This window comes from Ruegeria sp. A5 (assembly GCF_056543005.1).
The window spans coordinates 126290-138747 of sequence record NZ_JBQGAV010000003.1 but is presented as its reverse complement, the minus strand read 5'-3'; the positions used below and the strand labels follow the sequence as shown (position 1 = coordinate 138747).

Below are 12458 nucleotides of genomic sequence, written 5' to 3'. Positions count from 1 at the left end.
CCCCGCCAGTTGGCAAGCGGGGTCTGCGCGACGACTACAAACTCGACAATCCTGTATCCAGCGCTGACAGGATCTTGGCAACATCGTCGGATGTGACAATCAGAGGTGGGGAAATGATGATGTTGTTGCCAGATACGCGCACCATCACACCATCCTCATAAGCTGCCTTTTGCACCTGTATTGGCAGTTGTTTGGCAATCGGTGCTTTGGTTGCGCGGTCCGAGACCAGTTCCAGCGCGCACATAAGGCCCTCGCCCCCTCGGACGTCACCGATCACCTCGTGCTTTTCAGCCAGTTTCTTCAAGCCCTCGAACAGCTCATCCCCGCGTGCTGCAGCGTTTTCCCAAATCCGCAGACGATTGATTTCTGAAAGAGCCGCCAGTGCCGCCGCCGCGCCGACGGGGTGACCGGAATAGGTGTATCCCTGATCAATGGATGCCAACCCGGTTGTGTCATTTTCAAATACCTCGGCAACTGCCCCCGAGATCATCGCGGCGCCAAACGGGAAATAACCATTGGTGATCGCCTTGGCCGTCGTCATGATGTCAGGCTGGACGCCCCAATGTCTCGCTCCGCTTTCACTACCGGTTCGACCAAACGCCGTGATGATTTCGTCTGAGATCAGCAGAATACCGTTCTTCGAACAAACCTCACGCACCATGGGCATAAAGCTTTTGTGCGGCGGAATTACGCCGCCTGCGCCCAAAATCGGCTCCATGATGAAGGCGGCAACCGTGTTGGCCCCCTGGAACGCAATCTCGGCTTCAAGCGCTTTGACGCAAAGCTGAGCCAGGCGTTCAGGGTCGGTTTCGTCAAACGGATTGCGATAGGTCCAAGGTGCGGGCACATGAAAGCAGCCGGGCATCATGGGTTCATACGCGGCACGGAATTTCTGGTTCCCGTTGACCGAGGCGGCTGCGAAATGAGTACCGTGGTATCCTTGCTTAAGGCTGATGAACTTGGTGCGACCAGGCTCGCCCCGGACTTTGTGAAACTGACGCGCAAGCTTTAGTGCGATTTCCACAGAATCCGATCCGCCCGAGGTGAAAAAGGCGCGTGCCAGCCCATCAGGAGCAAAGAACTGTGCCAACTCGTAAGACAGCTCGATCGCCTTGTCGTTGCTCGTGCCCCGGAAGGTCGAATAATAAGGCAGGGCGTATAGCTGGTCGGCGATCGCCTGTTTCACCGGATCGCAAGAATAGCCCAGGTTGACGTTCCAAAGGCCACCTACGGCGTCGATGGCCTTGTGCCCGTCCACATCGATGATGCTAACTCCTTCCCCGCCGGTCAGAATGGTCGGAGGGTTGTTCCGGCTGTCGGCCGGGTGCGCCATCGGATGCCAGAAATGGCGGGCGTTGTTCTCCTTAAGAAAGTTGGAGTCTTTCATGTTGCGGTTCTCCGGGGTTGTCCACTTTCGCTCATGGGTGGAACTCGGTTGGAAAGGCCTCGGGCATTTGGCCGCCGAAATTTGCGGTCAGATCGCGCGAGAGGGATTGAAGGGATTTCAGGATCAAGGGCAGGCGCTCATGAGTGGCTCTAATCTCGGGCACGGCGATCGAAATGGTTCCAAGGGCGATTTGATCGATGCCAAAGATTGGCGTTGCAAAACCAAAAACACCTTCTTCGTAGCTGCCGTTGCTGTTGGCCCAGCCAGCCCGCTGGATCAAAGCAACTTTTTCCTTGATCAGATCCGGGTCTGTCAGGGTGGATTCGGTGAAACGTACCTGCGCTTCCTGATCCAGACGATCCAGCAGGAAAGGTGGGCCAAAGCTGAGCATACATAGACCCGCCGCAGTCGCGTTGACCGGGATGATCTCGCTTGGATCAAGGCTGACACGAACGCTGTGCTTTGTTGTCTCAACCACGATGGCGGTTTGCAAGCTGCCCTGTTCCAGCAGCGTTAGATGCAGGCTTTCGCCAACCTCCTGCATGGCCAAGTGCATTTTCTGGCGCGCGCCTTCAAGGCCGGGTTTGGCAATCTCGCGCAGTGCCGCAAGCCGCAGCGCAGCTGGTCCAATGGTATAGGTCTTTGACTGCGGGTTTTGTTCGATCAACCCGAATTCTTCAAGCGCTCGTAGGTGACGCAGGGCTGTCGCCTTGTTCAATCCTGACAGGCGCGCGGCCTGACTCAGGCCGATTTCGGCCATCGTGTTTGAGAATAAGTCCAGCATTTTTAGGGCATTAAGTGCGGCACCCATGTGTTTTGCCTCCTTCCGCTGAGGTTATCCTTGACAGAATGAACTTAACAAAGCAAGATTATTATTGTTAACACGGTTCAAATAATGAACCAATCACTGGGAGGTGTAAATGAAAAAGTTTATTGCTGCAGCCGTGATGGCCGCCTCTGCAACGGCCGCTTTGGCAGAATACCCCGAAAAGCCGGTATCCTTTGTGGTTCCTTGGCCTCCGGGTGATCTTGAAGATGTCCTGACCAGAATGATCGCAGATGAATTTCAGGCGATGTACGGGGTACCGGCAGCTGTTGTGAACAAGCCCGGCGGCGGTGGTGGTCCTTTCCCCGGCGCAGTCGAAGTCGCCACAGCACCGGCGGATGGCTATACGATCGGGTCGTTTGTGATTGGTGTTCCGGTCATCGGGCCCGAGATTGGTATTCCTGAATTGAACCCGAACCCGTTTGAACCGATCGGCATCTTCCTGACCTACCCGTTCGTAATCGCGTCGAGCAAAGACGCCCCGTTCCAAAGCTGGGATGAGTTGGTGGAACACGGCAAGTCAAACGACGTGGCACTCGGCCACTTTGGCTCGGTTCTGCCACCCACGCAGGTTACTTTTGCCGCCGCTGTCAGCAGCGGTTTCGACTTTGCCAGCGAAGCCGCGTTCGATGCGCTGGACTGCAACACCTTGGCGTCCGGTGACGTTGATGTCATCAACACCACGCTCCAGCTTATTCTGCCCTGTCTGGATGAAGTGAACGTGCTGGCCAGCATCGGCGGCGACCGGATCGCTCTGGTACCGGATACGCCGACAGTGGTTGAGCTTAACCCAGACCTGCCATTGGCGCTGTGGAACGGATTGTTTGTTCACAAAGACACGCCGCCCGAGGCTCGCGAAAAAATCACCGCCGCAGCCCAAAAAGCACTGCAATCGGACAAGGCTAAAAAGCTTGCCGAAGAAACCGGTGCGCTGATCTATTGGCAGGATCCCGATGCTTCGAATGCCCAGATCGAGCAAGATAAAGCGTCATTCGCCAAAATAGAAGAGATTCTAGGCGAGTAACACCCCGGATCGAGGCGCGGGCAGTGATTTCCGCGCCTTCTTCATAGGGCTGGGAGGATGAAATGATCGCAAGAACGCTTCAGGACATGTTCAAACGGTATCGCCGTCCGGGTGATATTGTCTTTGCCGTATTGTTCCTGGCTTTCTCGGTGTTTCTACTGTCTCAGCTTGGGGAGCAGACGCAGGTCGTCAAGCGGACCAAATGGTTTGCTCAACCCGGTCTGTGGCCCACCGTTGCCGTGTGGTGCATGGTCTTGTTCAGCTTTTTGCATTGGCTCAGCTCTGCCTTATCCGATCGGATCGATGGTCGTTGGGCCGAGGTCGGGTTTTGGGTCCGGTCTCTGGAATATGTGGCTTATTTCCTGATTTATGTCCTACTGGTGCCACAGCTTGGCTATCTGCCGTCCACCATGTTGTTCGCGGTGTTTCTGACCCTGCGTTCAGGGTTTCGAGGCTCGGGCGCGATCGGCATCGCAGCCCTGTTCGGCTTCGTCGTCACCATCGTGTTCCGAGCGTTTCTGCAAGTCAAAATCCCGGCAGGGGCTGTCTATGAATACCTTCCCGGCTCGATCCGCGCCTTTGCGCTGACGTATTTGTAGGGAGGCACGTATGGATACCCTTCTGTCCGGTGTTTCAATCCTGCTGCAATGGCAGGTCATCGTGGCCTTGTTCATCGGCTCGATCGGTGGTGTCATAATCGGCGCGCTGCCCGGTGTGGGCGCTGCCGTTGCCATCGCCATCCTGTTGCCCGCAACCTTTGCCTTTGAGCCCATCGTCGGTCTGACCTTGTTGTTGGGGATTTACGGATCATCCATGTATGGCGGCGCGATCCCGGCCATCCTGATCAACACGCCGGGAACAGCGGTCAATGCGCTGACTACCTATGATGGCTATCCCATGACCAAGCGCGGCCAAGGCCACAGGGCGTTATCGCTGGCCTATTCAGCCTCATTCTTCGGAGGTGTCTTTGCGATCATCTGCCTTATGGTGCTCTCGCCCGTGTTGGCCATGATCGCCCCGCATTTTGGCAGCCGAGAGATTTTTCTGGCCGCGTTGCTAGGTATTGTTCTGGTCGTTTTAGCCCATCGAGGACAGATCTTTGCAGCAGGTATGCTTGCTGCCTTTGGCGTCTTTTTGAACACGGTCGGACTGGAGCCCGTCAAATATACGCGCCGCTACACTTTCGATCAAAGCTGGCTGGCGTCAGGCGTTGACCTGATCGTGGTTGTGCTGGGTCTGTTTGCGCTCAGCCAGGCATTTCTTTTGCTGTTGGAAAAGAACCATGCACCAGAAGACACTCACGTCAGCGGTAATATCTTTGCCGGATTGAAGGAACTGTTGGGCCTGAAACGGATCGCTACCGTTTCTTCAAGCATCGGGGTATTTATGGGCATGGTGCCGGGAACAGGTGAGTTCACTTCGCAGTTTCTGTCCTACACCTATGCTCAGAAAAGCTCGAAAAATCCCGACAAATTCGGCGATGGCTCGCCCGAAGGGTTGGTGGCATCCGAAGCCGCGAACAACGCCGTGCCGGGGGCAGCGATGATCCCCCTACTCGCCCTCGGTATACCCGGCGAAGCGCTTACGGCGATGATGCTGTCGGTCTTCTATGTTCACAACGTGATCCCCGGCCCGCAACTGTTTGAGAACCAGATGGATTTCGTCATGGCCCTATATATGGCGCTGATCCTGCTGAATGTGATCGTTCTGGTCTTTCTGCTGTTTTCGACAAACCTGTTGTTAAAGATCATTCAGATTCCCACACGCTTCCTGGGTGTGATGATCCTGGTCTTAGCCTTTGTCGGGGTTTATAGTTTACGCAACTCGATCACCGATTGCGCGATCGCTGCTGGGTTTGGTGTCTTTGGCCTAATCCTCAAACGGCTTGATCTGCCAATTGTTCCAATCATCCTGGGTATGGTTTTGGGCGGAATCATGGAAACCAAGCTTCGCAGCGCAATGGCTCGGGTCAAGACGCCGCTGGACTTCATCGACCGGCCCATCGCAGCCATCCTGTTCTGCCTGATCGTGCTGATCCTGATCCTGCATTTTCGCACGCTGTACTACGAGTTCAAAAACAAGCTGCGCCCCGAACCCCATGTCCCAGCCGTGGATTCCGACCACCCGAACCAACAAGGATAGCTTTCATGGATCAGTCTTCCATCGATGCCTTGCGCGTGCAGGAGATTGCCCCACGTGGACACTTTATCAATGGCGATTTTTATGCCGGAGAAACCGGCGCCCTGCATCAGGTGCTGTCGCCCATCGACGGCCAGCCTCTTGCTCAAATCGCCGAGGGTAGCCCGGCGGATGTGAACACAGCCGTGAGCACCGCGCGGGCAGCGTTTGAGGATGGCCGGTGGTCGCGCATGACCCCCGCAGGGCGCAAGAAGGTTCTGCTGAAACTGGCGGATCTGATCGAATCCCGCGCGCTTGAACTCGCGGTGCTAGGCGTACGCGACAACGGAACCGAGATCAATATGGCCTATAAGGCCGAGGCGCTCTCGGCTGCGGCCACTTTCCGCTACTATGCCGAAGCCATCGACAAGATTTACGGGCAGATTGCCCCGACGAGCAACGATGTTCTTGGCCTCGTGCATCATGCGCCTGTCGGTGTTGTCGGGGCGATTGTGCCCTGGAACTTCCCGCTGATGATCGGCAGCTGGAAAATCGCCCCTGCCCTTGCAGCGGGCAACTCCATCGTCTTGAAACCGGCAGAAAGCGCATCGCTCAGCCTGTTGAAAATCGCTGAACTGGCTGCCGAAGCCGGAGTTCCGGATGGCGTCTTCAATGTGGTGACCGGGCGTGGTTCGGTCGCGGGCGAAGCTTTGGCCTTGTCGATGGATGTGGACATCATGGTCTTCACGGGATCCGGCGCGACAGGTCGGCGACTGCTGGAATACTCGGCGCGGTCCAATCTGAAACGCTGCTATCTGGAATTGGGTGGCAAGTCTCCAAATATTGTTTTCGCTGACGCGCCCGATTTGGCGGAAGCTGCAAAGGTCTCGGCCGCCGGGATTTTCCGCAACTCCGGACAGGTCTGTATCGCGGGCTCGCGCCTGCTGGTGCAGCAGGACATCTACGAGGATTTTGTCGCCGAGATCACGCGCTACGCCGCAGCCTTTCGCGTTGGTGATCCGTTGAACCTGAACAGCCAGATTGGTGCCGTGCATAGCCTGCCCGAGTTAGAGGCCAATTTGGAGTTCGTTACCAAGGCCGAAGCTGAAGGTGCCGAACGTCGTACGGGCGGAAACCGCATTCTGCCCGAAACCGGGGGCTACTATATGTCCCCTACAGTAATGGCAGGTGTCAAAGAAACGGATCATCTGTTTCAGAACGAAGTCTTCGGCCCAGTCTTGGCCGTGACCCCGTTCAATGACGAAGCCGAGGCGATCCGGCTTGCCAATGCCACAGTCTATGGGCTCGCAGGCGCAGTCTGGACTTCGAACCTCAGTCGCGCGCATCGCATGGTGGCCGAAGTGCGGACCGGGGTCATGCATGTGAACACCTATGGCGGCTCGGACCTGACCGTTCCGCTTGGGGGCGTGGGTCAATCCGGGAACGGGCATGACAAATCTTTGCACGCGCTTGAGAAGTACTTTGAATTGAAAACCGCCTGGATAAAGCTCTGACTGCGGGGTGTCTGTACGACATGTTTTCACCGCTTTGTCTGGGGCCCATAGGTCGCATGAATAGGAGGAACCAATGACCACAAAGACAATCCTGCTGATTGGGACCTACGACACGAAAGAACCCGAGATGCGGTTCATCGAACAGGCGATCAAGGCGCAGGGCGCGGATGTGTTGACGATGGATGTCTCGGTATTGGGCGACCCTTTGGAGCCAACCGACATCTCCAAGCACGACATCGCCCAAGCGGCCGGAATGACTATCGAAGATGTCATCGCGCAAGGGGATGAGAACAGGGCCTTTCGCGTGATGTCAGATGGTGCCTCAAAGACCGTGGCCCAAGCCTATGCGGATGGCCGATTTGATGGGATGCTGGCGACCGGGGGCACTATGGGCACCGATCTGGCCCTGGACTGTGCACAGGCCTTGCCCATGGGGGTGCCTAAATACATCGTGTCGACCGTCAGTTTTTCTCCGCTGATCCCGCCGCACCGACTGGCTCCGGACATTCAGATGATCCTGTGGGCCGGGGGGCTCTACGGTATGAATTCGATCTGCCAATCCTCGCTTGCGCAAGCGGCCGGCGCTGTTGTTGGTGCCACAAAAGCTGCCACAATACCGGATCGCAGCAAACCGCTGATCGGGATGACCAGCCTTGGGTCCTCGTGTCTGCGCTATATGAAAACGCTCAAACCAGCGCTGGAAGAGCGCGGGTTCGAGGTTGCCGTTTTTCATTCCACCGGAATGGGCGGCATGGCATTCGAAAAACTGGCGGGTGAAGGGGCGTTTGCCTGCGTCATGGACTTCTGCATGCAGGAATTCGGGAACCTGATGGCGGGTTCCGTGGTCTCCAGCGGTGAGGATCGCGTGACAAATGCCGGGCGTGTCGGCACGCCACAACTGGTCGCACCGGGTGCGTTGGATCTTTTGGATTTTGCCGGATGGCAGGACATCCCTGACCAGTATGCCGACCGCCCATTCCATGAACATAATCGCCTGATAAAAAGCTCGGTCTTCAATGGCGATGAACGCCGTGCCTGGGTGCGGGAGCTTACCAACCGATTGGAGGCCTCAACTGGCCCGGTTCACTTTTTTCTGCCCGTTCACGGGGTCGAAGCCTGGGACAAGGAGGGTGAAGAGGCGCATAATCCCGAAGCCCTGGCCGAGATGATGGATGAGGCCCGTAAAGTCATGCCCGGGCGCGTTCCTATGACCGAAATAGACGCACATATCAACGATGCCGCGTTTTGCGATCATGTATTGGCCCAGTTCGACGAATGGGTCGCAGAAGGCGTGGTCGCAACATAAATTCAGGATTTACGCCCGTCTTTATGATATACACGCAGGTCAAACACAGCCTCGGTGGCGGTGAGTTCGGGCGCATTCTTCCACGTGCGGCCGACTTGCAGCTGGATGCATAGCCATCACCGCTTGGATACTTGTTAAAGACTATTTTTCGGCGGAATCGTGTCACCGGTTCAAGGTGGCCAAAGACCTGTGCAGTAAGTGAAGAATTGAACTCGACAAATGCCCAGGATTAGCGACCCGTTCCGCCGGTGACGTTGCCAATATTGAGCGGCAACTAAACCGTTGGACCCGCATTTAGACGATCGGTCCAACCCATGAAAGGAGCGAGGAAATGCTAACCACGATTGCGATTTGGTATCTGAACCCAGAAACCCGGTCCGAAGGTATTGCTGCACTCCGGCGGCTTGCTAGGGACGTCAAGAAAAACGAACCTGATACCTGGGGTTACCTTGTGCACTCAGGTGGCGCGGACTCGGTCCCGCCATGCGATGACGATAAGATTGTGTTCGTGGAAATCTACAAAAACGAAAAGGCATTCAAAAAACACCTGAGCAAAGGATCGGATTTTTCGAAGTTCCTGAAAAAAAGTGGTCACCTTTTTCTTTCGGCCCCAGGGAGCGAGAGCCCATTCTTTCAGGTCATGAACGTGGATCGCATTCAGGGATTCGTGCGCCCCGAAGCTGGGTCGAGCAACGGCTAAAGGTAGGTCGGGCGATCCCGGCCGCCCCAAGGAAACCCTGTAATTTTGTTGATCCACGGGGCTTTGCGCCGGGTAAAGTTGCAGCCTGGTTCATCCATCAGGAATTGTTGGGCGACGCATTGTTGATATTATGTTATAAGAAGCCGTGATTTCGTTCTATCGTTTCTAATTTTGACCTGATCTATCTAAACTTACGAAGGCGACCATTTTGGTAAGTCCTGACGTTAATTGCCCAAATTGTGGTTCGGCCAATCCTGCCGGATCGAAATATTGCCAAAGCTGTGGAAACGCCCTTTCCCTTACGTGTACAGCGTGCGGAGCCCCAGCTTTGCAAAAGGCAAAGTTCTGCACGGCCTGCGGTGCGTCTTTGGTCGGATCAGCGTCGGTCAAAAACTCAGAGCCAGACAATTCAGCACCACTAACGCCTGCATCCGAAAATGTTGCGGAACGGCGGCAACTGACCGTTATGTTCTGCGATCTGGTTGGTTCTACCGCGTTGTCCGAAAAATTTGATCCCGAAGACTATCGTGAGCTTATCACCCAATATCGCGATCTGGTCGGTAGCACGGTTGCTAAATTTGGCGGTGAGATCGCAAACTATGCAGGTGATGGCGTTGTGGCTGTGTTTGGTTACCCCGTCGCGCAAGAGGCGAGCCACTATTCGGCCGCGCTGTGCGCGCTTGAAATTACCCAGATGGCAGAGGGTATTGAAGTTGGATTTTCCAGCCAGCCGGTTGCGACCAACGTTCGCATCGGAATGCATACCGGACCCGTTGTTGTTGGCACCGCCAACAGCTCGTCATTGGACGAAAAGATGTGGCTGTTCGGAGACACACCGAACGTGGCGGCCCGTATTCAGTCCGTTGCCGAGGTCGGGCAAGTCGTGATCTCCGAGGTAACACGACGCCTGATTGGTGAACGGCTCGACTTTGTGTCTTTGGGCGCGCCGAAATTGGCAGGGATTAGCGCTCCGCTAGAGCTGTTTGAGGCCCGGCAGAAGGTTTTGGGGTTCGAAACGGGGCGCAAAGACTTTTCACACGACAAAACACCAACCATCGGTCGGACGGCGGAAATTGCCTTGGTCCGATCTCGGTGGGAGGGTGCGCTGGAAGGTGAAGGGCAAGTGCTGCTGCTGACCGGCGATGCGGGTGTCGGAAAATCTAAGATCGCCTTTGGGTTGAGCGATGATCTGGCCGAAGAAGATGCGTCGCAATTCATTCTGTTCGGCTCACCGCTTCATCAAAGCAGCGCATTTTACCCGATAAAAAACGCGCTTACGGCGTTGACCGGAATGACACCTGATGAGACTCCAGAACAGAACCGAGCTAAGATCATCGGGTTTTTGTCTGAACTCGGTCTCGATGATCCTGACTGTGTTATGCCCATTCTGCGCCTAGTGGCGCTGGAAGACACTTCAATCCCGGCTGAACCAATGGCGCCTGAACGGGAAAAGGGTGCGTTGATCGAAGCGTTGCTGCGGCTTTGCGCAGGATTAGAACAATCTTCACCGCTGATGTTGTTGCTGGACGACGTACATTGGTTCGATGCTTCCACGCTTGAGTTTGTCGACGGATGGGTTGAACAACTATCAAGTAGACGCTGCCTGGTCTTGATGACCGCCCGCAGTGAATTCCAGTCACCCTGGCGAAACCAGTCACATGTTACCACCTTGGAGCTGAACCGTCTGGTCCGGCGCGATATCTTCAAACTGGTTGAAAGCATTTCGGGGATCCGGCCTTCGGATGAGGTTCTGACCCAGTTGGCAGACCGAACCGATGGCGTGCCGCTGTTTGTCGAAGAACTGACCAAAATGGCAATGGAATCCGGTCTGCTGGCAAGCCGGGGGCAAAGTAAGGCCGAGTTGTCCATGGCGATTCCGGAGTCTCTGCAGGATTCCTTGATGGCCAGGCTGGACCGATTATCCGCCAGCCGCGAAATCGTGCAGGTCGCTGCTGCAATCGGGCGCAACTTTGAAAGAAACCTGCTTAGCCACGTTTTGAAATGGAGCGACCAGGAAATCACCAGAGCGCTGGAGCAGCTACTTGAAACAGAGTTGATTGTTCCCGCCGGGCTGAGAGGCGTGGAAGACACATATCGGTTCCGTCACGCCTTGGTACAGGATGCGGCGTATCAATCCATGCTGCGTTCGACAGCGTCCAGATGGCACGGTCAAATCGCGGCGGTTCTTGAAGAGAACTACAAGGAAATTGTTAAACACGAGCCAGAGATTCTGGGCCATCACTATTGGCGGGCCGGAGATTATTTGGCGGCCGAGCTCAACCTTATGCGGGCCGCGCGCCAGGCATTGGATCATTCTGCAAATGTTGAGGCCATCACCCATCTGCAGCACGCCCTGGAATGTCTGCAGGAACTGCCTGCGTCGCAAGACCGCGACCGGCGCGAGATTGATCTGCAAATCACCATCGCGGTTCCTTTGGCGTTTGTACGAGGATACGCACACAATTCGGTCCTTTCCGCATATGCCCGGGCACAAACCTTGTGTCGTGAATACGGCGAAACAGAGCGGTTGTTCAAAGTCGTCTATGGCCAGTTCCGATCGACAATGCTGGGGGGCGAATATGCTGTATCGAAACAGAATGCGGATCGCCTGGTGTCGCTTTGTCAGGATCTGAAAAGCCCTCTTGCAATTGTATCCGCCGAGAGATCACTTGGCTCGCTGCAGACATATCTTGGCCAGCCGCAGGACGCCCTAACGCATCTGCAGGCAGGGATTGATGTCAATCTGTCGCTTGAGCACCGGTTCATGGGGCTGGATTTTGACGTCGTTGATCTATCCGTCGCGCTTCAGGGATATCGTGCGCTGTCTTGCTGGTTGTCAGGCGACACGAAAAGCGCTTTGGACGCGATCGAAAAGGCCGTGCTTCACGCGGAAGAAACAGCGCATCCCTTCAGTCAATCCTTTGCAAATGCATTTCTGGGTTGGATCTCGCAGTTCCGCGGTGATGAAGACCTTGTACTGGAAAGCTCGGCCAATCTGATTGCGCTGTCAGAGGAGTACTCGTTTCAGTTCTGGCGTGGATGGGCGCGGATCATGAACGGATGGGCACGCCGGAACGAGTTGGGCGACGGCGCGCTGAAGGAAATCGAACTTGGTCTTCAGGAATGGCGGGATACCGGCTGCCGGCTGGGGTTGAGTTTCTTTCTGTATCTTTATGCAGACGCGGCCATCCTGCACGGACATCTCGAACTCGCAGAAGAGCTTTTGGACGAAGCCGAGCAGATCACGTTGGGTGGGGGGGAACAATTCTGGATTGTCGGTTTGACCCGGCTAAGAGGACGTCTGGCGCTTGCCCAAGGCCATGAAGAAGCGTGTATCGATCATTTCGAGCAGGCTGCCACTTTGGCGCTGGACCGCGGGCATTTTGGTCCGCTGCTGCGTACGATCAAAGAGCTGGCAAAGCTTGATCCATCACCAGATTGCCTGAACCGGATCAAAAATGCGGCTGAAGAAGTCGCCGGGTTCGATGGTCCGGATTTGGCCGAGACACGCGCTATTCTGAATAAACTTGGAACTGCAAAAACGGAGAGCTCATCACAGGACATTTGAAACATACGAGATAGT

9 protein-coding genes are annotated in these 12458 nt (G+C 55.7%); 7 read left to right on the top strand and 2 right to left on the bottom strand.

Annotated features, from left to right (window positions below):
• Positions 1 to 34: 34 nt before the first annotated feature.
• Together ACR0AY_RS09000 and ACR0AY_RS08995 are read right to left on the bottom strand one after the other, a co-directional pair.
• Positions 35 to 1387, bottom strand: a complete 1353-nt coding sequence (locus tag ACR0AY_RS09000; protein ID WP_170511799.1) for an aminotransferase class III-fold pyridoxal phosphate-dependent enzyme — start codon at positions 1385 to 1387, stop codon at positions 35 to 37.
• Positions 1388 to 1418: 31 nt separating this feature from the next.
• On the bottom strand, positions 1419 to 2198 hold the full coding sequence (locus tag ACR0AY_RS08995; RefSeq protein WP_170511797.1) for an IclR family transcriptional regulator: 780 nt from the start codon (positions 2196 to 2198) through the stop codon (positions 1419 to 1421).
• A gap of 109 nt (positions 2199 to 2307) precedes the next feature.
• Here ACR0AY_RS08995 and ACR0AY_RS08990 point away from each other — a divergent pair, with 109 nt between their 5' ends.
• The 7 genes from ACR0AY_RS08990 (at position 2308) to ACR0AY_RS08960 (ending at position 12443) form a co-directional block, all read left to right on the top strand.
• On the top strand, positions 2308 to 3237 hold the full coding sequence (locus tag ACR0AY_RS08990; protein ID WP_170394012.1) for a tripartite tricarboxylate transporter substrate binding protein: 930 nt from the start codon (positions 2308 to 2310) through the stop codon (positions 3235 to 3237).
• Between the two features lie 62 nt (positions 3238 to 3299).
• Entirely contained in the window at positions 3300 to 3836 is a 537-nt protein-coding gene (locus tag ACR0AY_RS08985) for a tripartite tricarboxylate transporter TctB family protein (protein ID WP_170511795.1), read from the top strand.
• A gap of 10 nt (positions 3837 to 3846) precedes the next feature.
• Positions 3847 to 5379, top strand: a complete 1533-nt coding sequence (locus ACR0AY_RS08980; protein ID WP_170511793.1) for a tripartite tricarboxylate transporter permease — start codon at positions 3847 to 3849, stop codon at positions 5377 to 5379.
• Positions 5380 to 5384: 5 nt separating this feature from the next.
• Positions 5385 to 6869, top strand: a complete 1485-nt coding sequence (locus ACR0AY_RS08975) for an aldehyde dehydrogenase (protein WP_170511791.1) — start codon at positions 5385 to 5387, stop codon at positions 6867 to 6869.
• Positions 6870 to 6942: 73 nt separating this feature from the next.
• Entirely contained in the window at positions 6943 to 8175 is a 1233-nt protein-coding gene (locus ACR0AY_RS08970; protein ID WP_170511789.1) for a Tm-1-like ATP-binding domain-containing protein, read from the top strand.
• A gap of 331 nt (positions 8176 to 8506) precedes the next feature.
• Complete coding sequence (locus tag ACR0AY_RS08965) at positions 8507 to 8875, top strand: antibiotic biosynthesis monooxygenase (protein ID WP_170407142.1); 369 nt, start codon at positions 8507 to 8509, stop codon at positions 8873 to 8875.
• A gap of 208 nt (positions 8876 to 9083) precedes the next feature.
• The gene (locus ACR0AY_RS08960) at positions 9084 to 12443 is read left to right on the top strand and encodes an adenylate/guanylate cyclase domain-containing protein (RefSeq protein ID WP_170511787.1); all 3360 of its coding nucleotides are present in this window, start codon (positions 9084 to 9086) and stop codon (positions 12441 to 12443) included.
• Positions 12444 to 12458 lie beyond the last annotated feature (15 nt).